Source organism: Brevundimonas sp. EU05-FHT14B11, from assembly GCF_058790835.1.
Window position 1 is genome coordinate 600,108 of the sequence record NZ_JBYTCY010000003.1, and the last position, 22,786, is coordinate 622,893.

At 70.4% G+C, this 22,786-nt stretch carries 26 protein-coding genes and 1 tRNA gene; 10 read left to right on the plus strand and 17 right to left on the minus strand.

Annotated elements, in window-relative coordinates; genetic code table 11:
* Positions 1-107: 107 nt before the first annotated feature.
* The 3 genes from rpoN to AC3WRV_RS16290 all read right to left on the minus strand — a co-directional run bounded on the left by rpoN (position 108) and on the right by AC3WRV_RS16290 (position 3,834).
* Complete coding sequence (rpoN, locus tag AC3WRV_RS16280) at positions 108-1,613, minus strand: RNA polymerase factor sigma-54 (RefSeq protein WP_492314056.1); 1,506 nt, start codon at positions 1,611-1,613, stop codon at positions 108-110.
* A 146-nt stretch (positions 1,614-1,759) separates the two neighbouring features.
* Positions 1,760-2,425 carry a hypothetical protein gene (locus AC3WRV_RS16285; protein ID WP_492314057.1) on the minus strand — a complete coding sequence of 222 codons (666 nt, stop codon included), beginning with the start codon at positions 2,423-2,425 and terminating at the stop codon, positions 1,760-1,762.
* Between the two features lie 83 nt (positions 2,426-2,508).
* Positions 2,509-3,834, minus strand: a complete 1,326-nt coding sequence (locus tag AC3WRV_RS16290; protein WP_492314058.1) for an Hsp70 family protein — start codon at positions 3,832-3,834, stop codon at positions 2,509-2,511.
* 146 nt (positions 3,835-3,980) lie between these two features.
* Here AC3WRV_RS16290 and AC3WRV_RS16295 point away from each other — a divergent pair, with 146 nt between their 5' ends.
* Positions 3,981-4,421: a VOC family protein gene (locus AC3WRV_RS16295; RefSeq protein WP_492314059.1), complete on the plus strand. Its 441-nt coding sequence runs from the start codon at positions 3,981-3,983 to the stop codon at positions 4,419-4,421.
* On the opposite strand, the gene AC3WRV_RS16300 is transcribed toward AC3WRV_RS16295, so the two are convergent.
* Positions 4,418-4,576 (minus strand): hypothetical protein, encoded by a 159-nt coding sequence (locus AC3WRV_RS16300; RefSeq protein WP_492314060.1) that lies wholly within the window; start codon positions 4,574-4,576, stop codon positions 4,418-4,420. The genes AC3WRV_RS16295 and AC3WRV_RS16300 overlap by 4 nt on opposite strands.
* Before the next feature lie 325 nt (positions 4,577-4,901).
* On the opposite strand from AC3WRV_RS16300, the gene AC3WRV_RS16305 reads away from it, so the two are divergent.
* Complete coding sequence (locus AC3WRV_RS16305) at positions 4,902-6,479, plus strand: phage tail sheath family protein (RefSeq protein WP_492314061.1); 1,578 nt, start codon at positions 4,902-4,904, stop codon at positions 6,477-6,479.
* Positions 6,480-6,495: 16 nt separating this feature from the next.
* Here the strand turns inward: AC3WRV_RS16305 and AC3WRV_RS16310 are convergent, their stop codons facing one another.
* Entirely contained in the window at positions 6,496-6,933 is a 438-nt protein-coding gene (locus tag AC3WRV_RS16310; RefSeq protein ID WP_492314062.1) for a hypothetical protein, read from the minus strand.
* A 134-nt stretch (positions 6,934-7,067) separates the two neighbouring features.
* Between AC3WRV_RS16310 and AC3WRV_RS16315 the strand changes: the two genes are divergently transcribed.
* Complete coding sequence (locus tag AC3WRV_RS16315) at positions 7,068-7,823, plus strand: DUF805 domain-containing protein (RefSeq protein ID WP_492314063.1); 756 nt, start codon at positions 7,068-7,070, stop codon at positions 7,821-7,823.
* Between the two features lie 2 nt (positions 7,824-7,825).
* On the opposite strand, the gene lptB is transcribed toward AC3WRV_RS16315, so the two are convergent.
* From lptB to AC3WRV_RS16340, 5 genes are all read right to left on the minus strand, one after another.
* Positions 7,826-8,617 (minus strand): LPS export ABC transporter ATP-binding protein, encoded by a 792-nt coding sequence (lptB, locus tag AC3WRV_RS16320; RefSeq protein ID WP_492314064.1) that lies wholly within the window; start codon positions 8,615-8,617, stop codon positions 7,826-7,828.
* A gap of 19 nt (positions 8,618-8,636) precedes the next feature.
* On the minus strand, positions 8,637-9,113 hold the full coding sequence (locus AC3WRV_RS16325; RefSeq protein WP_291838669.1) for an LptA/OstA family protein: 477 nt from the start codon (positions 9,111-9,113) through the stop codon (positions 8,637-8,639).
* Positions 9,113-9,766 carry an LPS export ABC transporter periplasmic protein LptC gene (gene lptC / locus AC3WRV_RS16330; protein ID WP_291838672.1) on the minus strand — a complete coding sequence of 218 codons (654 nt, stop codon included), beginning with the start codon at positions 9,764-9,766 and terminating at the stop codon, positions 9,113-9,115. The genes AC3WRV_RS16325 and lptC overlap by 1 nt, the downstream gene beginning before the upstream one ends.
* A 9-nt stretch (positions 9,767-9,775) precedes the next feature.
* Positions 9,776-10,390: a ribonuclease D gene (locus tag AC3WRV_RS16335; protein ID WP_291838676.1), complete on the minus strand. Its 615-nt coding sequence runs from the start codon at positions 10,388-10,390 to the stop codon at positions 9,776-9,778.
* A 299-nt stretch (positions 10,391-10,689) separates the two neighbouring features.
* Positions 10,690-10,776, minus strand: a tRNA-Leu gene (locus tag AC3WRV_RS16340).
* Positions 10,777-10,951: 175 nt separating this feature from the next.
* On the opposite strand from AC3WRV_RS16340, the gene AC3WRV_RS16345 reads away from it, so the two are divergent.
* Positions 10,952-11,923, plus strand: coding sequence for a complex I NDUFA9 subunit family protein (locus tag AC3WRV_RS16345; protein ID WP_492314065.1), 972 nt, complete (start codon positions 10,952-10,954; stop codon positions 11,921-11,923).
* Positions 11,924-12,131: 208 nt separating this feature from the next.
* Here AC3WRV_RS16345 and AC3WRV_RS16350 read toward each other — a convergent pair whose 3' ends face one another.
* Positions 12,132-12,935, minus strand: coding sequence for an undecaprenyl-diphosphate phosphatase (locus AC3WRV_RS16350; protein WP_291838681.1), 804 nt, complete (start codon positions 12,933-12,935; stop codon positions 12,132-12,134).
* A gap of 27 nt (positions 12,936-12,962) precedes the next feature.
* Positions 12,963-14,120 (minus strand): citrate/2-methylcitrate synthase, encoded by a 1,158-nt coding sequence (locus tag AC3WRV_RS16355; RefSeq protein WP_492314066.1) that lies wholly within the window; start codon positions 14,118-14,120, stop codon positions 12,963-12,965.
* Between the two features lie 135 nt (positions 14,121-14,255).
* Here AC3WRV_RS16355 and AC3WRV_RS16360 point away from each other — a divergent pair, with 135 nt between their 5' ends.
* The 3 genes from AC3WRV_RS16360 to queG all read left to right on the plus strand — a co-directional run bounded on the left by AC3WRV_RS16360 (position 14,256) and on the right by queG (position 17,114).
* The gene (locus AC3WRV_RS16360; RefSeq protein ID WP_492314067.1) at positions 14,256-15,188 is read left to right on the plus strand and encodes a cation diffusion facilitator family transporter; all 933 of its coding nucleotides are present in this window, start codon (positions 14,256-14,258) and stop codon (positions 15,186-15,188) included.
* A gap of 48 nt (positions 15,189-15,236) precedes the next feature.
* Entirely contained in the window at positions 15,237-15,920 is a 684-nt protein-coding gene (fzlA, locus tag AC3WRV_RS16365; RefSeq protein WP_492314068.1) for an FtsZ-binding protein FzlA, read from the plus strand.
* A 156-nt stretch (positions 15,921-16,076) separates the two neighbouring features.
* Entirely contained in the window at positions 16,077-17,114 is a 1,038-nt protein-coding gene (gene queG, locus AC3WRV_RS16370) for a tRNA epoxyqueuosine(34) reductase QueG (protein ID WP_291836053.1), read from the plus strand.
* Here queG and bamJ read toward each other — a convergent pair.
* On the minus strand, positions 17,111-17,644 hold the full coding sequence (gene bamJ / locus AC3WRV_RS16375) for a BamJ family beta-barrel-assembly machinery protein (RefSeq protein WP_492314069.1): 534 nt from the start codon (positions 17,642-17,644) through the stop codon (positions 17,111-17,113). The two genes, queG and bamJ, sit on opposite strands and share 4 nt — an antisense overlap.
* A complete protein-coding gene (locus AC3WRV_RS16380) occupies positions 17,625-18,827 on the minus strand; it encodes a threonine ammonia-lyase (protein WP_492314070.1) in 1,203 nt (400 codons plus the stop codon). Before AC3WRV_RS16380 ends, bamJ begins: the two co-directional genes overlap by 20 nt.
* A gap of 137 nt (positions 18,828-18,964) precedes the next feature.
* On the opposite strand from AC3WRV_RS16380, the gene AC3WRV_RS16385 reads away from it, so the two are divergent.
* From AC3WRV_RS16385 to AC3WRV_RS16395, 3 genes are all read left to right on the plus strand, one after another.
* Complete coding sequence (locus AC3WRV_RS16385; protein WP_291836062.1) at positions 18,965-19,480, plus strand: hypothetical protein; 516 nt, start codon at positions 18,965-18,967, stop codon at positions 19,478-19,480.
* 56 nt (positions 19,481-19,536) lie between these two features.
* Positions 19,537-20,184, plus strand: a complete 648-nt coding sequence (locus AC3WRV_RS16390; protein ID WP_492314071.1) for a hypothetical protein — start codon at positions 19,537-19,539, stop codon at positions 20,182-20,184.
* A gap of 249 nt (positions 20,185-20,433) precedes the next feature.
* Entirely contained in the window at positions 20,434-20,631 is a 198-nt protein-coding gene (locus AC3WRV_RS16395) for a hypothetical protein (RefSeq protein ID WP_492314072.1), read from the plus strand.
* Positions 20,632-20,904: 273 nt separating this feature from the next.
* Here AC3WRV_RS16395 and AC3WRV_RS16400 read toward each other — a convergent pair whose 3' ends face one another.
* The 3 genes from AC3WRV_RS16400 to rplU all read right to left on the minus strand — a co-directional run bounded on the left by AC3WRV_RS16400 (position 20,905) and on the right by rplU (position 22,487).
* Positions 20,905-21,438, minus strand: coding sequence for a GNAT family N-acetyltransferase (locus tag AC3WRV_RS16400; protein ID WP_492314097.1), 534 nt, complete (start codon positions 21,436-21,438; stop codon positions 20,905-20,907).
* Positions 21,439-21,603: 165 nt separating this feature from the next.
* A complete protein-coding gene (rpmA, locus tag AC3WRV_RS16405; protein ID WP_291836072.1) occupies positions 21,604-21,891 on the minus strand; it encodes a 50S ribosomal protein L27 in 288 nt (95 codons plus the stop codon).
* A gap of 92 nt (positions 21,892-21,983) precedes the next feature.
* Positions 21,984-22,487, minus strand: coding sequence for a 50S ribosomal protein L21 (gene rplU, locus AC3WRV_RS16410; protein ID WP_291836075.1), 504 nt, complete (start codon positions 22,485-22,487; stop codon positions 21,984-21,986).
* Positions 22,488-22,786 lie beyond the last annotated feature (299 nt).

The following is a 22,786-nucleotide window of genomic DNA, read 5'->3' on the forward strand; positions in this document are numbered from 1 at the left end:
TGGCGCTTTGAGCCCGCTTCCGATCCGAGATCGGCGGATGAAACCATAGCGCCTCTGCGCCTCGCAGCGCAAGAACAAAATGCGAACATTTTGCTGTGGCGGGGACGTCAGCCCGCCTTGAGCATCCGCTTGCGCTCGACGGAGGACGGAATCCGCAGCGCCTCCCGGTACTTCGCCACCGTGCGCCGGGCGATGTCGATGCCGGCCTCGCTGAGCAGTTCGACGATGCGGTCGTCCGAGAGGACGTCGCCGTCGCGGCCCTCGCCGTCGATCATCGACTTGATCCGGTGACGGACGGCCTCGGCGGAGTGGAGCGCGCCGCCGTCGGACGACTGGATGGCGGCGGTGAAGAAGAATTTCAGCTCGAACACGCCCCGGGGCGTGGAGACGTATTTGTTCGAGGTCACCCGCGACACCGTGGACTCGTGCATGCCGATGGCGTCGGCGACGGTCTTCAGGTTCAGGGGGCGCAGGAACTCGACGCCGAAGGCCAGGAAGGCGTCCTGCTGGCGCACGATCTCGGACGAGACCTTGAGGATTGTCTTGGCCCGCTGGTCCAGCGACTTGACCAGCCAGCTGGCCTGGGCGGCGCATTCGGCGACGAAGGTCTTGTCGACGTCCGTGCGCGCCGCGCCGGCGACGACGCCGTGGTAGCGCTTGTCCATGATCAGGCGCGGCAGAGTGTCGGCGTTCAGCTCCACCTTCCAGCCGCCGGCCGGATCGGCGCGGACGTGGACGTCGGGGATGACCGTCTGGGCCGGCTCGCCGCCGAAGCCCGCGCCGGGACGGGGCGTCAGCGCCTTCAGCTCGGCGATCATCTCGGCCATGTCCTCGGCGTCGACGCCGCAGATCTTGCGCAGCCCCGCCAGGTCCCGCCTGGCCAGCAGGTCCAGGTTCTCCAGCAGGGCGGCCATGGCCGGATCGAAGCGGTTGCGCTCGATCAGCTGCAGCTCGAGGCATTCGGGCACCGAGCGGGCCATGACGCCGGTCGGCTCGAACCCGTGGCAGACGGCCAGCACGCGCTCGATCCGTTCGCCGCCGACGCCCAGCCGGTCGGCGACCTCGGCCAGGTCGCCGCGCAGGTAGCCGCCCTCGTCGACCATGTCGATCAGGGTTAGGGCGATGCCGTGGTCCGCCGGCGAGAAGCCCGCCTGCGAGGCCTGGGCCTGCAGATGTTCCCACAGGGTGCTTTCGCGCGTGTCGGGCTGCTCGCGCCCCTCCCCGTCCGGCAGGCCGCCGCCGGAGCCGGCGCGGGACCAGTCGGTCAGGCCGGGCTGGCCGTCGTCGGTGCGGTCCGCCCCGCGCTCGCCCGGGGCGGCGTCGCCGTAGACGTCGTCCCCGCGCGCATCGACGGAGTCGCCGGCGTCGGCGCTGCGGCCGTCCTCGAAGGTCATCTCGGCGCGGTCGGCGACCTCGATGCGCTCGGGCGTGGCGTCATTGGCCTCGCCCGGATCGCCGTCCTCGCGTTGCAGCAGGGGGTTCTTTTCCAGCTCGGCCTCGACGAAGGCCTCCAGTTCGAGGTTGGACAGTTGGAGCAGCTTGATGGCCTGCTGCAGCTGGGGCGTGATGACCAGCCCCTGGCCCTGCCTGATCTCCAGCCTCTGTCCGAGCACCGCGTGCCTCCCCGCCTTCGGACCCGAGTGGCCCGAAACTTGCTGAGGCGACTTTGTCGCCGAACCGGTTAACGGCGATTGAAGGGTTGGAACGCCCATGCGCGGCGCCGGGAAAAGGGTCCGGGCGGCGGCGGGCGGCGTCGCCTTCACGGATCGGGCGCGGCGGAAAAATCCGGGTGCGAAGAGGGCGGATCGCCCGGCGCGGCGGCGGCGGCGAGGAGCTGGTCCAGCACCCCGACCGCGGCGGAGTTCAGGCCGTTCAGGCGGTCATAGACCCCATCGGAGATATAGCCCTGGCGCCAGGCGCGGCCGACGCGGACCTGGGCCGTCCCCAGGCCGTTGATGAAGGCCATCCGGTCGCGCAGCGGCGCCAGGGCGCTGACCAGCGGATCCTCCGCCCCGGCCGAGCCCCGCGATCGCGCGACCCGCTCGCGCCGCCGCCCGGCCTCGCGGTCCGCCTCCAGCCGCGCGGCGAGCTTCTCGTGCAGCCGCATCCATGACGCCGCCTCCCCTGCCCGGCCCAGGCGCAAGGCGCGCCGCACCCGGACCAGGGCGTCCTCGGCCAGGGCCGCGCAGTCGACGGGCTGATCGGCCTCGGGATCGTCGTCGGGGACGGGCCGCGGATCGGGCTGGTCCGCCTTGCGCCAGCCCTCGCGCCGGGCCCGGTCCCTGAACGTCCTTTCCTTCAGGCCATAGCGCCCGCAGACCTGTTCGGTGGAATCGCCGGCGAGGTAGTCACGACGGGCTTGCGTCCAGATCTCGGGACTGTGGACGGCGCGGCCGCGTGGAGCGGCGGGAGTGTCTGTCTGCACGGTGCGATCCTCCTGTCGGGAGGATGATCGCACGCCGGTACGTCAAAATTGGTCGGCGGCCCGTGAGAGGCGATCAAAGGCGGTCAGGACGCGGGCGCCGGCTCGCTCCACATATCCAGATCGGTCTCCCGCCCGATCAGGGCCAGGCCCGAGGCGATGGATTCGAACTCGCCCCCGGTCTCGATGCGGTCGGCGCCGAAGCGGCGGTGGAAGATGTCGCGGACGGCGGGGACGAAGGAAGTACCGCCGGTCAGGAAGACGCGATCGATCTGGTCGGGGGCGAGCCCCGAGCGCTGGACGGCCTCGTCGACGGCGGCCTCGATGGCGGCGAGGTCAGGGGCGATCCAGTCTTCGAACTGGGCGCGGGTGACCGGCTTCTCGATCCGGATGGAGCCGGCGGCGAAGACGAAATCGGCCTGCTCCTGGCTGGACAGGGCCATCTTGAGCGCGGCGACGGATTTGTAGAGGGCGTAGCCGTGGTTGTCGTCGAGGACCTCGATCATCCGGTCCAGCTTGTCCGGCTCCAGCGCGGTGCGGGCCAGCGCGCGGATGTCGCGCATGTCCCTGGACGCGCGCAGCAGGGCCAGCTGGTCCCAGCGGGCGAAGGCGCTGTAGTAGCGCTGGGGGATGGGCAGGGTCTTGCCGAAGGTGCGGTACTCGCTCCCCTTGCCCAGCTCGGGCGACACCAGATGGTCGATGATCCGGTAGTCGAAGGCGTCGCCCGCCACGCCGACGCCGGAGCGGGCCAGCGGGGTGGAGCGCAGGCCCTCCAGGCCGCGCTCGAAGCGGACGACGGAGAAGTCGCTGGTGCCGCCGCCGAAGTCGGCGACGAGGACGCTTGCGTCGCTTTGGAGCGTGCGGGCGAAGAAGAAGGCCGCGCCGATGGGTTCGTAGGCGTAGCGGATGTCGGTGAAGCCGAGCCGGGCGAAGGCGGTCTCGTAGCGCTTCAGCGCCAACTGTTCGTCAGGGGCGCCGCCCGCGAAGGTGACGGGGCGGCCGACGATGACGCGGGCCGGAAGCTCGGCCATGCCCTCGCCGCCATGGGCGCGCAGGCGCAGCAGGAAGGCGCTGAGCAGGTCCTCGAACCTGTAGCGCCGGTTGTCGATGACCGTGTCGGTGAAGGCGGCGTTGGCGGCGAAGGTCTTGAACGACTGGATGAAGCGGGTGTCGAGCGCGTCCTCGACATAGGCCTCGATGGCCCAGGGCCCGGCCTCGACGATGCGCTCGGGCGGCTGACCGTCAGCGGACTGGCGGATCTGGAAGCTGAGGGTCGAGCGGAAGGCGGTGACCTGACCGGTGGGGGCGTCGAAGCGCAGGACGGTCGCCTCGCCGTCCGCGCCGGCGAAGGCGACGACGGTGTTGGTGGTGCCGAAGTCGATACCGACCGAGGGGGCGATGTCAGTGGTCATGAAGGCGGCTCCCGGCGGTGGGCGGCGCTTCTAGCGCATGCGCCGCCGGGGCGGAACCGTCAGGCGGCGCCGATTCGCCCGCTCTGGCGTTCCTGCATACGGCGGTCGATACCGACCGCCGCGAACTGATCACCGGACCCAATCCCATGCCCAGCCAACTCCTGCGAATGGACAACGTCGGCATCGTGGTGGAGTCGCTGGACGACGCCGTGGCCTTCTTCACCGAACTGGGCCTGACCTGCGAGGGGCGGGGCCGGATCGAGGGGGAGTGGGCCGGGCGGGTGACGGGGCTGGGGGACCAGAGCGTCGAGGTGGCGATGATGGTGACGCCGGACGGGCATAGCCGGCTGGAGCTGTCGCGGTTCCTGGCGCCCGCCGTGGTCGCCGATCACCGGACCGCGCCGGTGAACGCCCTGGGCTATCTCAGGGCCATGTTCACGGTCAGCGACATCGACGACGTGCTGGCGCGGCTGGGCAAGCTGGGGGCGCAGCTGGTGGGCGAGGTGGTGCAGTACGAGAACGCCTATCGCCTCTGCTACATCCGCGGGCCCGAGGGGCTGCTGATCGGGCTGGCGGAGCCGTGCTAGTCCTCCACCCTGTCGCCGTTGCAATCGACGGTGAACAGGTGAGCGGTCAGGGTCTCGACGCGGACCCGGTGACAGTCCGCGTGCTTCTCCAGAAGGTCCTTGATCTTCGCCAGAACTTCCGGCGCGCGCCTGGCGTGGGCCGTCTCGGTGGGCACGGGGCTGCCCTTGTGAAAAACCTTCAAAGTGTATGGACCCATAGGCAGCATCCGGGCCCGCTGGAGAGGCCGCGCCCGTGGCTAATGCTCTTGGCTGGACTTGGTCGCAAACAATCGAGAGAACGCCGGAACCAGCCCGGGATGCGCAAGCTGCATATGCGCCTGCTCTGCGCCCAAGGCCCATCGACACCCTGATTGAATCCGGACGGCGCCGCGCCGAGGGCGGGCCGCTTGCGGCGGCGGCCGTTCGCGTGCTCACTCCGGTCGGGCTTCAAGGACCGCGCGTGGGGCGGCGGCGACCGGACACGGCCTCGGGGACGGGATAATGGCGCTGACGGTCTCGTATCCGGGAGTCTATGTGCAGGAGATCGGCGCGCCGCCGCCTGACGTCGGGGTCACGACCTCGCTGGCGGCCTTCATCGGCCGGGCGCCGATGGGGCCCGTCGATACGCCCGTGACGGTGAACAACTGGGGGGACTACCACCGCGTCTTCGGCGGCCTGGATGGGGACAGTTCGATGTCCTACCAGGTCAGCGCCTTCTTCGAGAACGGCGGGGGCCAGGCGGTGTGCGTGCGGCTGTTCGAGGCGCCCGCGGGCGGCGACACGGACGGTTGCCGCGCCATCCTGTCGCTGGGTGCGGGGCCGGCGGGGGACGGCGCGCCGCTGGTGCTGGCCGCCGCGTCGCCCGGGAGTTGGGGCGACCGGCTGAGCGCCACGGTCGATACGGCGGGCGTCACGGAGGAGACGGCGCGCGGGCTGGGGGTGTCCGATCCGGCCGGCCTGTTCAACCTGACCGTCGCCTGTGAGGCGCCGAACGGCGCGGTCCGGACCGAGCGGTTCACCAACGTCACCCTGGACCCGGCCTATCCCGCCCTGCTGCTGCGCCACGTGCTGGCGGAGCAGTCGCAGCTGGCGACCTGGAGCAGCGGCGGAGCCGTGGCGGCGGGCGCGAGCGGCCAGGGCCAGGGCGGCCGGGATTCAGCGCCCCTGTCGATCGGCGCCTGGCTGGGCGATCCGGTCCGGAAGACCGGCCTGTATGCGCTGGACCAGACGCCGGGCTTCAACATCCTGTGCATTCCGCCCGACGACATCGACGGCGACACGCCGCCGGTCGTCTACCAGAGGGCGGCGGAATACTGCGTGATGCGCAATGCGATGCTGATCATCGATCCGCCGACGCGATGGCAGGCGGACTATGCGCGGGGCGAGCTGCAGGCGGTGTCGCCGGCCGACCTGGGCGCGTTCAGCGTCGAGGCGGGGCGCAGTTCCGCGGTCTACTTCCCCCGGGTGCAGGCGGTCGATCCGCTTCGCGACGGCCAGGTCCGGACCTTCCCCAACAGCGGCTACATGGCCGGCGTGTGGGCGCAGACCGATGTCCAGTCCGGCGTCTGGAAGGCCCCGGCGGGGCTGAACGCGGCGATCAACGGCGTCGCCGGCCTGCCCGCCGTGCTGACCGACGCGGAGAACGGCCTGCTGAACCCGCTGGGCGTCAACTGCCTGCGCACCTTCCCCATCGGCGGCACGGTGATCTGGGGGGCGCGCACGTTGCAAGGCGCCGACGTGCTGGGCGATCCCTACGCCTACATCCCGGTCCGGCGGCTGATGCTCTATCTGACGGAATGGACCCTGCAGAACACGAAGTGGGCGGTGTTCGAGCCCAATGACGAAGTCCTCTGGGCGGGCCTGCGCAGCCAGGTGTCGGCGTTCATGAACGACCTGTGGAAACAGGGCGCCCTGTTCGGATCCGCCTCGAACCAGGCGTGGTTCGTGACCTGCGACGCCACCACCACCTCGACGGCCGACATCGAGGCCGGGCGGGTGAACATCCAGATCGGATTCGCGCCGGTGAGACCGGCCGAGTTCGTGATCCTGAACATCCAGCAGACGGCCGGGCAGGGCTAGGGCGGCGGCGCCTTCGTCAGGGCTGGATCGCCACGCCGACGAAGGGCCAGTCCTGCTCGCGGTCGGAGCCGAGAAGCCGGTCCTCGTCAGCCGGGTAGGAGGCGGTGTCGCCCGCGTACCAGAGGTCCGGGCCGCCGGTGAGGAACAGCCGCTGGCGCGATCCGACGCCCCCGATGCCGGCGTCGCAGGAAGTGCGCTGCGGGCCGATCTCGAACATCTCCAGCCGCGGACCCTTGAAGACGCGGACGGCGCGGACGAGGGCGGGACGGCCGGGCGCCGGGGCGCGGACGACCTCGGCGTCGATGATGGCGGCGAACTGGTCGATCGTGGCCCGCGCCGCGGCCTCACGCCCCGCCGGGTCGGCGGGTATCGCGAAATCGCAGGCGAGGGCGACGGTGGGAAGCCCCGTGAACAGGACGGCGACCGTCAGGGAAAGGGCGCGATGTCTCTGCATGGCGGGAGTGTGCGAGATGGGGCCGCCGGGGGCAAGCGGGACAGGCCCGTGGCGGTTAACCCCTTCCGTCAGCGACATGTTCATCGCTCGCCCACAGGTTGAGCCTTGTCCGACAGGCTTTCCGGGGGTCCCCCATGGTGATGTTCCGACCGCTGATCCGCTATGCCGACTTCAAGGGTCGCGCCAGCCGGAGCGAGTACTGGCTGTTCGCGGTGCTGCAGGGGCTCTGGTACGGCCTGCTGGTCGGCCTGACCCTGGGCGCGATGGGCTCGGGCGAACCCGCCCAGGCGACGCCCGGCGTGCTGATCGCCTTCGGCGTGATCCTGATCAGCCTGGCCGCCCTGATCGTGCCCAACTACGCGGTGCTGGTGCGCCGGCTGCACGACAGCGGGCGCGGCGCGATCTGGCTGTGCCTGATCGTGCCCAGCCTGCTCAGCTCGGTGATGGTCATCGGCACGATCGCCACGGCTGTCGGCGCGGTCGGGGCGGGCGCGAGCCGCGAGGCCTTCGTCGGCACAGTCCTGACCGGGCTGGGCGCGGCGGGCGTGCTGTCGATGATCGGCATGGTCTGCCAGGGCGTCCTGCTGATCCTGACCCTGCTGCCCGGCACGCGCGGCGAGAACCAGTTCGGCGGCGACCCGCGCGATCCCAGTTCGGGCGGCTATTCCTCGGGCGGCGGGATCTATGACGAGGCGCGGCTGGAGAGCCTGTTCGCCGAGGCCAGGGGCGAGACGGGCGCGGAGCCCGCGTACAAGTCCCGATTCGACTTCGGTCCGGGACCGCAGACCGAGCCGGCGCCCGCCCGCCAGGCCGCGCCGGTCGACTGGGGGCGGCCCGCCTATGATCCCGGCACGGCGCCGTCGCAGCCGTTCGGACGCCGCAACGGCTGAAATCAGGCGTACATGTCGCCCAGATAGACGCGCCGGACCTCGGGGTCGCGGATGACGTCCTCGGCCTTGCCCTCGAACAGGACCGAACCGCCCGAGATGATCGAGGCGTGGTCGATGATCTCGAGCGTCTCGCGGACATTGTGGTCCGTGATCAGGACGCCGATGCCCTCGCCCGCCAGATAGCGGATCACCTGCCGGATGTCGGCGATGGCCAGGGGGTCGATGCCGGCGAAGGGTTCGTCCAGCAGCATGAAGCTGGGGTTGCCGGCCAGGGCGCGGGCGATCTCGCAACGGCGACGCTCGCCGCCCGACAGGCCCGAGGCCGGGGCGTGGCGCAGGTGGTCGATGCGGAGCTCTTCCAGCAGGCGGCTGGTCTCCTCGGCGATCTTTTTGCGGTCGGTCTGGTGCAGTTCGACCACGGCGCGGATGTTCTGCTCGACCGTCATGCCGCGGAAGATCGAGGCCTCCTGCGCCAGATAGCCTAGGCCCATGCGGGCGCGCTGGTACATCGGCTGGGCCGTGATGTCCTCGCCGTCCAGCCAGATCGAGCCGGCGTCCGGCGGGATCAGGCCGGTGATCATGTAGAAGCAGGTGGTCTTGCCCGCGCCGTTGGGACCCAGCAGCCCCGCGACCTCGCCGCGCTGGACGGTGAGGGAGACGTCGCGGACGACCTGGCGCTGGCCGAAGGAGCGGGCCAGGTGTTCGGCCCGCAGGCCGGTCGCGCGCGCGGCCTCGACCGGCGCCGGGGCGACCGCGTCATGGACGTTGAGGGCTGAGAGTTCCTTGCGCGCCACGCGACACCCGAGCCGAAGCTCAGTTCCCCCGCGTCTGGGGGTGGAAGACGCCCTGGACGCGACGGCCCGAGCCGCCTTCCATCTGCGCCGCCTCGGTGCGGGTGTTGTAGACCAGGCGGGCGCCGGTGACGACGTTCTCGCCCTGGGTCAGGATCACGTCGCCGGTCAGGATGACGGTGTCGTTGCTGGTGGTGAAGACCGCGTGGTCCCCGCGGATCGTCTGTTCCGGCGTGACCAGATAGACGTTGCCGGTCGCCTCGACGCGGCTGTCGCCCGTCTGGTCCAGACCGGCGATGCGGTCGGCGCGCAGGCGGTTGTCGCCCTGGATCAGTTCGGCGCGGCCGATGAGGTTCAGGGTGCTGCCGACATATTCGACGCGGTCGGCGCCCCAGGTGATCGGCTGCCCGCCCTGGAAGCTCTGGGCGTCGCCGATCGTCGGCAGGGCCATCAGGCCCAGGCCGAGCGCGGCGGCGGTCAGAAGTGTGGTCTTGCTCATCAGTTCGCCCTCGCCGGGTTCACGGTCCCGCGCACCTTGTTATCGCCCGTACCGCTGAACACGACCCGTTGGCCCTGTTCATAGATCGCATAGGACGAAGCGTTGATCGTTCCAAGGGGGCCGGTTCCCTGAACCCCCTTGTCACCGGTCACCACGCCGGTCGATGTATTGACCACCGCCTCGGGCGTGACGAGCGTGAAACCGGTGCCGCCGTCGGAAATCCGGACGTTGGGGCCGATGGTCACGGTCTTGGCGACCTCGTCGTACGTACCGCCGTCGGCGGTCAGGGTGGTGACCTTGCGGCCGCCCAGGTTCAGGCGGAGCGCCGGACCGATCAGGCGGAAGCGGCCCGTGGCCGGATCCCGAACCGCGCCCTTGGCCCCGATGACGAAGCTGCGGCCCTGGGCGTCCTGGCCGTGGAACATGGGGTTGTCGAGGCGGACCTCGCGGCTGGTCCCGGCCTTGCGCTCGACGTCCGACATGACGGTGCGCAGGACGACCCAGCTGATCGTGCCGCCGGCCAGCACCAGGATCAGCACGGGCAGGAGGCGGCGCAGCAGCTGGACCCGCCGGGAGCGCGAGCGGAAGGCCTTGGCCGTCGCGGCGACGCGGGCCTCGTCCTCGGCGGTGCGGCTCTCGACCGGCTCGATCATCAGTGCGCGTCACGCATGGGCGAAGATGTCCTGCTCGTCCCAGCCCGCGAGGTCGAGGGCCGAACGGGTGGGCAGGAAGTCGAAGCAGCGGCGCGCCAGCTCGGTGCGGCCCTCGCGCTCGAGCATCTCGTCCAGCTTGGCCTTCACGGCGTGCAGGTAGAGGACGTCGGAGGCGGCGTAGTCCAGCTGGGCCTGGGTCAGGACGGCCGCGCCCCAGTCGCTGGACTGCTGGGCCTTGCTGAGTTCGACGCCCGCGCATTCGCGCACGACATCCTTCAGGCCGTGGCGGTCCGTATAGGTGCGGGCCAGCTTGGAGGCGATCTTGGTGCAGTAGACCGGACGGGTCTCGACGCCGAGATGCAGCTGGAACATGCCGATGTCGAAGCGGCCGAAGTGGAACAGCTTCAGCACCGCCGGATCGGCCATGACGCGCTTCAGATTCGGGCAGTCGTAGGCGGGCCGGTTCAGACGCACGACATGGGCGTCGCCGTCGCCGGACGACAGCTGGACCACGCAGAGCGGATCGCGGCGGAAGCGCAGCCCCATGGTCTCAGAATCGACAGCCACCACCGGACCCAGGTCCAGACCGTCGGGAAGATCGCCTTCGTGCAGAAATACCGTCATGAGCCGTAGGTAGCGCGCAGCGGCGCAGGAGGCGAGGCCAATGTCGTCTGACGGAGCCCACAGGCGGCTAATCGCGGCTGACGGAGCCCAGCTAGTGATTAGTGGTTAGTGATTAGTGGGTCGACGCCGCAGGCGGCGGCGCGCAACCGGCGCTGTCAGAGACGCGGCCACCCACTAATCACTAACCACTAATCACTTCGCCAGCACCAACGGCCGCCAGCCGGGGCGCCGTTCCCCATCGAGCCCCGCCCCAAAAGAGAAACGGCGCCGCACCGGAAGTGCGACGCCGTTTCAATAATTGGTGCCCAGAAGAGGACTCGAACCTCCACGACCTTTCAGTCACTGGCACCTGAAGCCAGCGCGTCTACCAATTCCGCCATCTGGGCCCGGACGTCGCGTCCCCGAGGGGGCGTTTTCGTCTGGAAGGCGCGGACCTCTAAGGCAGCGGATCATGTGGGTCAACAGCCATTTTTTGCGTTTGCGTTGCGAGGCTCGCAGCCATCGTCTAATCCCCGCCCCAGCAAGGGTTCGCCCGCGCGCCGTTCGCCTTTGGAGTCTGACATGAGCGAAGTCGCCCCCGGCCTGGTCACCGTCTTCGGCGGTTCGGGATTCGTCGGCAGCCAGGTTGTGCATGCCCTGGCCCGTCGTGGCTGGCGTATCCGCATCGCCTGCCGCCGTCCTGACCGGGCCTACAAGCTGCAGACCTCGGGGTCGGTCGGCCAGATCCAGGCGATCCGCTGCGACGTCACGGACGCCGCCCAAGTGGCCGAGGCGGTTCGCGGCGCGGACGCCGTGATCAATCTGGTCGGCATCCTGTACGAGGCTGGCGCGCGCACCTTCGAGGCCCTGCACGTCGGCGCGTCGCGCAAGATCGCGGAAGCTTGCGCCGCCGCCGGCGTGGACCGTCTGGTCCAGGTCTCGGCCCTGGGCGCCAATCCGGAGAGCGAGTCGGACTACGCCCGCACCAAGGCCGAGGCCGAGATGGCGGTGCGCGAAGTGAAGCCGGACGCGGTGATCCTGCGTCCGTCGGTGGTGTTCGGCCCCGGCGACGACTTCCTGAACAAGTTCGCGGGCATGGCCCAGATCGCCCCCGTCCTGCCGCTGATCGGCGGCGGCCAGACGAAATTCCAGCCGGTCTATGTCGGCGACGTGGCCGAGGCCGTGGCCCGCGCCGCGAGCCGCAGCGAAGCCGGCGGCCAGACCTATGAGCTGGGCGGCCCGGCGGTGATGACCTTCGAAGACGTGCTGAGGCTGGTGGCGCGCGAGACCTACCGCACCCCGGGCTTCCTGCCCCTGCCCTTCGCCATCGCCAAGCTGATCGGGACCTTCGCCCAGATCCCGGCGGCCCTCGGCTTCAAGCCGGTGCTGACCAAGGACCAGGTGGTGCTGCTGGAGAGCGACAACGTGGTCGCCGCGGACGCCCAGGGCCTGGCCGCGCTGGACATCGAGCCCACGGGCGTCGAGGCCGTGGCCGCCAGCTATCTGTGGCGCTACCGCCGCGGCGGGCAGTTCGCGGAAGCGACGGCGGCCTGAGCCACCGCCTCCAGCGGAGCGCGGACCTTCGGGGAAGTGGTTAGTGGTTAGTGGTTAGTGGTTAGTGGTTGGCCACCAGCCTGCGACAGCGCGGTTTGCGCCGCTCTTCCGCCGGCACTGTCAGCGGAAGGGCGGCGCAGGTCTTGCGGCTGCACCCTGCCGACCAACCACTAACCACTAACCACTAACCACTTCCGGCGCTCCGGGATCAGCCGTAGGCCCAGATGGCCAGCAGGCCGACGCCGCCGACCAGGATCCGCCAGGCCGCGAACGGCGCGAAGCCGTAGCGGCCGACGAAGTCGACCAGGGTCCTGACCACGAACAGGCCGCTGAAGAACGACACCACGAAGCCGATGCCGATCAGTCCGGCGACGTCGCCGTTGATCAGGTCGCGGCTCTCCCAGAAGTCGAGGCCGAAGGCCGCGACCATGGTCGGGATGGCGAGGAAGAACGAGAACTCCGCCGCCGCCCGCTTGTCGACGCCCAGCAGCAGGCCGCCGACGATGGTCGCGCCCGAGCGCGACACGCCGGGGATGATCGACAGGCACTGGAACAGGCCGACGCCCAGCGCCGTCTTCCAGCTGAACTTCATGGAATCCTCGGTGCGGGCCGGGGGCGCCCAGCGCTCCAGCGCGATCAGGGCGAAGCCGCCCAGGATCAGGGTCACGCAGACGATCGTGGGATTGAACAGCACCCGCTTGATGAAGTCGTGGAACAGCAGGCCGACGATGGCGGACGGGATGAAGGCCAGCAGCACCGACAGGGCGAACATGCGCGCCGCCGGATCCTTGCCCGGCAGGCCGACCAGCACCTTCCACAGGCGCTGGAAGTAGAGCGCCACCACCGCCAGGATCGCGCCCAGCTGGATCATGACGATGAAGGTGTCCCACGGCTCCGGCGGCAGGCCCAGAGCCTCCTTGGTCAGCAGCAGGTGGCCGGTGGACGAGACCGGAATGAATTCGGTCAGGCCTTCCACCAGGCCGAGGATGATCGCCGCCAGCCAGTCCGCCATGCGCGTCCTTTCAAAGATGATGTCGGGTCAGTTCGCGCCCGGTTCGGGCCCCACATAGCGCAGGCGCGCCCGGATAGGCGAGCCGTCCAGCATCTGATCGACCGCATGGGCCAGCAAACCCGCGAGGCGGCCCGTCAGCAGGATGTCCTGCGCCGCGTCGCGCGGCAGCTCCATGCGGCGCACGGCGACCGCGAGGGCCAGGGCGAAGCCCGGCGGCTGTCCCGTGACCGCCTCACCGTCGCGCAGGACGCGGGCCAGGTCGGCCGGCAGTTCGGCGGCGGCCAGCAGGCTGGCGGCGCGGGGATCGCCGGCGGCCCAGTCCGGATCGCCGAACCCGGCCCCGGCCGCATCGCGGGCGGCCTCGGCGGGCGATCGGCGGGCGGCGATGATCCAGGCCGAGGCGGACGCGGTCTCGCCCACGGTGCGCGAGGCGGCCAGCACGGCCAGTCCGGCCAGAGCCGCGGCGGCGGGGGAGGCTCCGCCCCCGGCGGCGGCGCGGGTCGCGACCACGGCGGCGTCCATCCCGGCGTCCGCCGACAGGACCAGCGCCCGGCGGATCAGCTGGGCGTCGCGCTCGGGCGCCTTCCAGAAGCGGGCCAGACGCTGGTGCAGGAACAGGCGGGGCCCTGGGCCGGCGACGGCGTCGACCGCCTCGTCCAGCACGCGGGCGCATTCAGTGCGCAGGGCCTCGGGCATGCGCGGCTTGGCGTCGGCGTCTTCCTCGGCGCGGCGCGACAGGGCGGTGAACAGGCGGGCGCGGGTCGATCCGCCGGGCGTCACGCCCACGCGGGGCCGGATCTCGGCGAAGGGATTGGCGGTCCGGGCGCCCCACAGGCCGCGGGCCACGTCCTCCAGCGTCGCCGTGGCGGACAGCTGGACCGCGTCCAGGCCGCGATAGAACAGGCGGCCCGAGGCGACGACGCTGACCGAGGATTCCAGATCGGCCTGGCCGCGCGCGGCGGGGCCGCGTTCGGCCGTCCGCGGCGCTTCGTCGCCGTCGTCGACCGCATCGCCGGTCAGGCGCGCGATGTCGCGGACGGCGTACAGGCTGCGGCGGGGATCGTTCGGGTCGGGACGGGCGGCGATGCGGCCACGGCTGACATAGGCGTAGAGCGTCTGGGCCTTGACCCGCAGACGATCCAGCGCCTCGCCTCGCCCGATCCAGCGCTCGCCGGACGTGTCCATGCCTGTCTCCCCCGGCTGTTCAGCGCCCGGAAACCATAATGGGACGCGACCATGGGACCCTTTCGTGACGAACACGCTAACGTCGGTACGCGCACGGCGCCTTGGCAGGGTCACGGGTTTCCGCGACAAGGCGTCATGACCGCCTCCTCCCTCGACGACGCCCACGCCGCGACCCGCAGCGTCACGCGCCTGTCGGTGGGCGTGGCGGTGGTGCTGATCGCGCTGAAGGCCTTCGCCCTGGGCGCCTCGGGGTCGGTGTCGATCCTGGCCTCGCTGGCGGATTCGTCGCTGGACCTGATCGCCTCCCTGGCCACCTTCTTCGCCGTGCGCTGGGCCGCCGCCCCGCCGGACGAGGAGCACCGCTTCGGCCACGGCAAGGGCGAGGCCATGGCCGCGCTGGTGCAGGCCGGACTGGTGTTCGCCTCCAGCGTCTTCATCGGCTGGGAGGCCATCCAGCGCCTGTTCGATCCCCGCCCGGTGACGTCGGGGACCTGGAGCGTCGGCGTGGTCCTGATCTCCATGGCGCTGACCGTCTGGCTGATCTGGCGGCAGAGCCGGGCGATCAAGGCCAGCGGCTCGGTCGCCGTGGCCGCCGACCGCGCCCACTACGCCTCCGACCTGGCGGCCAGCGCCGTGGTCCTGATCGGCGTGATCTCGGGCACGTTCCTGAAGGCGCCGGGGCTGGACGCCGCCGCCGGCCTGGTGGTCGCGGTCTGGCTGTTCTGGGGCGCCACGGCCGTGCTGAAGGACGCCGCCGACCAGCTGCTGGACCGGGCGACCTCGGACGCCGACCGCGTGGCCATCACCAGCGCCATCCTGTCCGATCCGCGCATCGCCGGGGTCCACCGGCTGCGCACCCGTCAGGCGGGGCCGGTGACCACGATCCAGATGCACGTCGACATGGCGCCGACCCTGACCCTGGCCGAGGCCCACGACATCCTGGAACAGGCCGAAGCGCGCCTGCTGGCCCTGTGGCCGCACGCCGACATCCTGATCCATCCCGACCCGCGCGGACCGGTGGAGCCGGACGCGACACAGGCGACGGGGCAAAAAGGCCCGTGGTCCTGACGCGATGACTAACGCCCGCTTAACGGGCTTGGGCGCATGGAGTGCGGGATGTCGGTCTCCGTCCTGTTTCACTTCGCCTTCGACCCCGTCTCGCGCGCCGCGCGACTGGCGCTGGGCGAAGCCAAGGTGGCGTTCGAGGAGAACGCCGTGCGCCCGTGGGAGCCGGACTGCCCCGTCGGCGCCCTGAACCCGTCCGGCATGACGCCCGTGCTGCAGACCACCGCCAACAACCGCGTCCTGACCCTGTGCGAGCAGGCCGCCATCCTGGGCTGGCTGGAGGACCGCGACCGCGAGCCCTTCCTGGTCCCCGCCGATCCGTTCGAGCGCGCCGAGACCCGGCGCCTGGTCGGCTGGTTCGACCGCCGCTTCACCGACGAGGTCGACGCCGTCCTGCTGCACGAGCGGATGGAGAAGCCCCTGCTGCGGCTGGGCCCGCCCGAGGCGCGCCAGCTGCGCGCCGGGCGCGAGGCGCTGCGCGCCCATCTGACCATGCTGGAAGGCCTGCTGGCCGAACGCGACTGGCTGGCCGGACGCCGCCTGAGCCAGGCCGACATCGTCGCCGCGGCCCATCTGTCGATCCTGGACTATTTCGGCGAGATCGCCTGGGCGAACTATCCGGCGCTCAAGACCTGGTACATGAAGCTGAAATCCCGCCCCTGTTTCCGGCCCCTGCTGACGGACCGCTTCCCAGGGGTGGCCGCGGCGGCGCACTACGCCGACCTCGACTTCTGAGATCTCCGCTCATCCCGGCGAAAGCCGGGACCCAGTGTTCTGGGTGATCCGCCCCTGCAGGGCATGCGTCATCGCCGGTCCTGAAATGCCGGCGTCACGCTGGACAGGACTGGGTCCCGGCTTTCGCCGGGATGAGCGGTGTGTGAGATAGCGTCCATGGCGGCCGATCCCCGTAAATTCATTCGCGAGCGCGCCGCCGCCCTGGGCTTCGACGTCTGCCGGTTCGCCTCGGCGTCCGAGCCGTGGAGCGCGGGCGAGCGGCTGGCGCATTTCGTCGAGTCGGGGCGTCACGGCGACATGGGCTGGATGGAGACGACGCTGGAGCGCCGGGCCCATCCGACCGCCATGTGGGACGGCGCAAAGACCGCCGTCGTCCTGGGCCTGAACTACGGCCCGGAGCACGATCCCCTGCCGGAACTGGAAGACCGGTCGGCCGGCTACATTTCGGTCTATGCGCGCGGCGACGACTATCACGAGGTCATCAAGGGCCGGCTGAAGACCCTGGCGGGCCAGATCGCCGCCCGCACCAAGGAAGAGGTGAAGGTCTTCGTCGACACGGCCCCGCTGATGGAGAAGCCGCTGGCCCAGCGCGCCGGGCTGGGCTGGCAGGGCAAGCACACCAACCTGCTGTCGCGCAGCCACGGCAACTGGCTGTTTCTGGGCGTCATCCTGAGCGCCACGACGTTCGAGCCCGACCCGCCGGAGGGCGAGCACTGCGGCACCTGCACCGCCTGCCTGGACGCCTGTCCCACCAACGCCTTCCCGGCGCCGTTCCAGCTCGACGCCCGGCGGTGCCTGTCCTACCTGACCATCGAGTTCGCGGGTCCCTGGCCGGAGGAGTTCCGCGCGGCGACGGGCGGGCGCATCTACGGCTGCGACGACTGCCTGGCCTCCTGCCCGTGGAACAAGTTCGCCGCGGCGGCCAAGGAAGGGCGGGTGCAGGCGCGCGACGCCCTGGTCTCGCCCCGGCTGGCGGATCTGGCGGCGCTGGACGACGCCGCCTTCCGGGCCCTGTTCTCGAAGAGCCCGGTCAAGCGCATCGGCCGCGACCGGTTCGTGCGCAATGTCCTGTACGCCATCGGCAACAGCGGCGACGCCGACCTGATCGGCCCGGCCGAAGCCTTGCTGAACGATCCCGCGCCGGTGGTGCGGGATGCGGCCGAATGGGCGCTGTCCCGACTCCCCGGCCGTTAGGCGTTGGCGGTGACGCCGACCACCCGTTCGCCGCCCTCGGCGCGGGCGACGGCCAACAGCTTGAGGCGGAAGACCAGCACGCTGTTGGCCGGAATCTTGCCGGCCGCGCGCTCGCCATAGGCCTTGTCGGCCGGCAGGTAGACGATCCACTCGTCGCCGACCTTCATGTGCTGCAGCGCCTCGGTCCAGCCCGCGACGACCGTGCCGAGGGTGAAGACCGCCGGCTGGCCGCGCTCATAGCTGCTGTCGAAGACCGTGCCGTCGGTCAGGGTGCCCTCGTACTCGACGCGCACCAAGTCATTGCTGTCCGGGCTCTCGCCGCCCGGAGGACCGGACTGGAGGACCTTGTACTGGATGCCGCCGGGCAGGGTCTGAACGCCCTCAGCCCTGGCGTTGCGTTCCATGAAGGCCTGCCCGGCCTTCAGATTGGCCTCGGCGTCGGCGCCGCCCGTGTCCGGCGCGCGATTGCAGGCGGCCAGGGCCGCAACCATGGCCAGGACGGCGACGCCCCTAGCCCATCCGGAGTTCATAACCCGCACCTTCAAGTCCCTGTCTGATTTCTTCCGCATGCGCCTCGCCGCGGGTTTCGACCATGATGTCGAACTCCGCGCCCTTGGCCGGCACGTCCAGCGCCAGCCGGTTGTGCACGACATCGATGATGTTTCCGCCAAGGCCGCCGATCACGGCGCTCATCTTGGACAGCATGCCCGGGCGGTCGTCGCCCAGGATGCGATAGACGATCAGCCGCTTCTCGCGCACCAGTTCGCGGTTCAGGACCACGGCCAACATGCGGGCGTCGATATTGCCGCCGGTCAGCTCGATGCCGACCTTCAGCCCCCTGAACTTGTCCGGATAGGCCAGCATGGCCGCCAGCCCGCCCGCGCCCGCGCCCTCGGCGACGGTCCGCTCCATGGTGGCCAGATAGGAGACGCCGCGTTCGAAATCGGCCTCCTGGCAGACCAGGACCTCTTCGATCAGCGGCTCGGCCAGGGCGAAGGGAATGTCGCCGACGGCCTTGATGGCGATGCCTTCGGCGATGGTCTGGCCGCCGCATTTGGGCGCCTCGCCGCGCCGCTTGGCGCTGAACGAGGGGTACATCGCCGCCTCGACCCCGAAAATGCGAATCGACGGCTTCATGGCCTTGGCCGCGATGGCCGAACCGGCGATCAGCCCCCCGCCGCCGATCGGGATGATCAGGACGTCGAGGTCCGGCGCGTCCTCCATGAACTCCAGGCCGCAGACGCCCTGGCCGGCGACGATTCCCTCGTCGTCGAAGGCCGAGATGAAGACGAAGCCTTCCTCGTCGCGCAGCCGGTGGGCCTCTTCGGTGGAGCCCGAGAAATCCAGCCCCTTGATGACGACGGTCGCGCCGTGCGCCCGCGTGCCGTCCGCCTTCACGAAGGGCGTGCCCTCGGGCATGACGATGGTCACCGGCACGCCCAGACGGCCGCCGTGATAGGCCAGCGCCTGGGCGTGATTGCCCGCGCTGGCGGCCACCACGCCGCGCTTGCGCTCCTCCGGCGTCAGCTGCAGCAGGCGGTTCAGCGCCCCGCGCTCCTTGAAGCTGCCGGTGAAATGCAGGTTGTCGAACTTGATCCACACCTCGGCGCCGGTCAGCTGCGACAGGCGGCGGGAATAGCGTACGGGCGTGCGGTCCACCTGACCGGCGATCCGGTCCCGCGCCGCCAGAATATCGTCAAACGTCACTGTCATGAGCGTCCCCTATAGCCGGTCTCGCGCCGGTTTGTTGCGCGCTTGTGAACCACGGTCCAAGAGGTCGCAACCTTGACCTTATGGCGGCGTTGAGCGTCTGATCGGGCGTTCGACCCGCCCCCGCCCGGAGAGAGCCCATGTCCACCGCCCGGTCCCTTCTGCCCCTCGCCGCCCTGACCGCCGCAGCCGCCGTGCTGGCGGGCTGCGAGACCGTGCCCATGGGGCCCGTCGCGCCGGCCGGACCGGCCGCGTTCCGCGCCGATGATTTCGCCTGGTCCAGCACCTCGGGCCGCGCGGCCATCGAGGGCCGGGTCGATTATCGCCGCGACGGCCAGGTCTTCAGCTGCACCGGCTCGGTCGCCCTGACGCCGGACACCCCCTATACCCGCGCCCGGTTCCGGACCCTGTACGGCTCGACCGACCGCGCCGCCCTGCCCGAGGCCGTGGTGCGCGCCCGGACCGTGGCCGATCCCAACGCCGACTACCGCTCCTTCGTGCGCTCGGAGACCTGCCGGAACGGGACCTTCGACTTCGTCGGCCTGCCCGCGGGCGGCTGGTTCATCATCGCCCCGGTCAGCGCCGGGGGAGACCGCGTGGTGCTGATGCGTCACGTCGAGACGCGTAACGGACGGATCGCCGTCACCCTGCCCTGAGTGCCTCCAACGCCGTATTTCGAGGCCGCGTATCGGGCCGCTTCGGAGAATTAACCATGCGAGCCTCCCTCCTGATCGCCGCGGCCGGCCTGGCCCTGGCCGCATCCCCCGCCGCCGCCCAGTCGTGGGCCGGCGGCTACGGCCATGAGTACGGGAACAGCGGCTATAACGGCGGCTACGATCCGGACGGCGGGAGCCGCTACTACACGCCGCGCTACCGCTCGAACGCCGTGCCGTCGAACTTCGACTGGCGCAGCCAGCTGGACCGGCCGGGCGACTATCGCTGCGACCGGTTCTGGGACGCCAGCCGCGACGACTGCGGCGACCGCTGGCGCGACCAGCGCCGCCGCGTCAGCCCGCAGGCCCGCAGCGACTATCGCCAGCTGGCCGGCTACCGGTACGGCTACGGATACGACTCCGGCCGCTACGGCTATGGCGGTCACGGCTACTACCCGCGCCGCGGCTACGGCTCGCAGTACTACGGCGGCTATGGCTACGGCGGACACAATCAGGGGGGCACGGCCTATGAGGGCGCCTATGGGCGGCCCGACGTGGTCTTCCCCGGCGGCGGTTATCGCGGCGGCTATGCGGGAGGCTCCCGGGACGGGCGCCGCATCGACTGGTGCCGGGCGACCTACCGCTCCTACGACCCCGGCAGCGGCTACTATCGGGCCTACAGCGGCCGCCTGGTCTGGTGCGGCTAGAGCGAAATCGGTTGAGTTGGACGCAGTCCAACTCAGCTCAGATTTCGCTCCAGCATAATTCTGGAGCCTGATTCACGGCATCAGCGGAATCGCGAAGCGATTCCACCTCAGCCGATCAGGCTCTAAGCTGGACGCCTGACAATGTTCGTCCGATCACAGACGTGTGGGTGATCGGCGTTCGCCATTGTTTCGCCCTCTGCGGCCCGCTCCTTCGCCCCGCCCGTCCGGGCGTAGTCGAGGGGGAGCGTCATGTCCCAGCACAATATTTCCGGGTCCGAGGTCTTCGGTCCCAAGCCGTTCGTCATCCTGCGCGGCGTCAAGACCAGCGGCCTGCGCCGCCAGCGTAGCGCCCGCACCCTGGTCGCCTTCATCGCCGGCGCCGTCGTGGCCGTGACCGGCGGCGCGATCGCCCTGGCGGCGGTGTTCGGGCCGACGCTCTTCGGCTGAAAGCCGAAGAGCTTTCTTTATGTTGGGCCGCGGACCGTCGGCCCCTTCGGGGACCTCCCGACCCGACGCGGCCTGGCGCATGTTTGTTGGGCCGCGGTCAAAAGGCTCCGCCTTTTCGACCCGACGCGGCCTGGTTTCTCCCTCCCCTTCTGGGGAGGGTGGCCGAGCGAAGCGAGGTCGGGTGGGGAGCGGCGCTTCCGCCCTTACGAACCCCACCCTGTCGGCTCTGCGCGCCGACATCCCTCCCCACGAGGGGGAGGGAGAAAGCGCCTGCTAGGCCAGCCACACCATGCGGCGCGTCCGGGCTTCCCCGTTCCGGGCGCGGCTGAAGCCCTTGCGGACCTCGCCCGTGTACAGGAAGCCCGCCTTCTCCAGGACGCGGCCCGAGGCGGGGTTGTCGTCGAAATGGCCCGCGACCAGGGCGCGGCGGCGCCAGTTGCGGCTGGCCCAGACCACGCCCGCCTCCAGCGCCTCGGTGGCGTAGCCGCGGCCCCAGTAGGGGCGGCCGATCCAGTAGCCGACCTCCGGGCCGATATCCCCGTCCTCGAACAGGCCGATCACGCCGACGGGCCCGTGGTCCTCGTGGTCGATCAGGAAGGTGCGGGCGCGGGCCGGATCCTGGCCCGCGACGGTCAGCACGAAGGCCTCGGCGTCGGCCGTCGAGAAGGGATGCGGCATGCGCAGCGTCATCCGCGCGATGTCGGCGTCATTGGCCAGGGCCGTGAGACGGCTGATGTCCTGGGCCTGCGGGCTGCGCAAGGCCAGGCGCCGGGTCTCGACGACGGGAGAGGGTTCGATCACGCACATGACACGCCTCATTCGGAACTCACCGCCTCCTTGGAGGGCTCGGGCGGTGTTCGAGGCGGGGAACGAAAACGGGGAGCCTGGTGATCCAGACTCCCCGCGGAAAATTTCCCTGGTCCGGATCGCGGCTCTTGAGCCTTCGCGATCCGGGTGATGTTCCGTATCGCGTTACTCGGCGGCCATGGCCTGTTCGGCGGTGTCGTTCGCCGGAAGAATCGACACGTAACAACGGCCGTTGGCTTTCTTCGTGAATTTCACGGCGCCGTGCACGGTGGCGAAGAGCGTGTGGTCGCGGCCCAGGCCGACGTTCTCGCCCGGGTGGAAGGTGGTGCCGCGCTGGCGCACGAGGATGTTGCCGGCCAGCACGCGCTCGCCGCCGAACTTCTTCACGCCGAGGCGCTTCGACTCGGAGTCGCGACCGTTACGCGACGAACCGCCTGATTTCTTGTGAGCCATCGTAACTCTCTTCAGCTTCGCGTCCGGCGCCCTCGGGCGCCCGACATCGTCATTCTATCACAGTCGCGGCCGCAAGGGACGCGGGGTTGGTTTTACGCTTCGTCGGTCGAGGCGGCGGCGGCCTTCTTGGCCGGAGCCTTCTTGGCCGCGGGAGCCTTGGCGGCCTTCGGAGCCGGAGCGGCTTCCTCGGTCGCCTCGACGCGCGGGGCCAGGCCACGGGCGCGAGCGTTCATCTCGAGCTTGGTCATCAGCGAGGTTTCGCCGTCCCACTTGGCCTTCTCGCCGGCGCCTTCGATGCCGGTGATGCGCAGGACCGATTCCATCTGGCGGTGGCCGTTGGTGCGGCGGTAGCCCTGGCGACGGATCTTCTTGAAGATCTTGATCTTCTCACCCTTGCGGGTTTCGACCAGCGTCGCGGCGACCGAAGCGCCTTCGATCAGCGGAGCGCCGAGGGTGACGCCCTTGTCGCCGCCCAGCATCAGGACTTCACCGAAGTTGACGGCAGCGCCAGCGTCGCCGTCGAGCTTCTCGACCACGATCACGTCGCCCGGTTGGACCCGGTACTGCTTGCCGCCGGTCTTGATCACCGCGTACATGTTGAAGCCTCAGCGTAAACGCAAAAAGAATAGCGCCCGGCGGGGACCCCCGGCGGGCGAAGAGCGGCGACATATACGGAAGGGGTCCGCCGAGTCAACGCGGACGGGGAAAAAACCCCGGACCCGCCGTATTCGGGTCCGGCTCCCGCCGTCCCCTGAAGCTCGGACCTTTGCCCGCCGTACAGACCCTGCCCGGCCGTCGCAAGGTCGCGGGGGACGGGACGACGGGAATCCGGAGCGGTCGCCCGTCAGCGGCCATCGCCCGGCCCGGCCGAGGCGTCCCCGATCACGACGGCCTC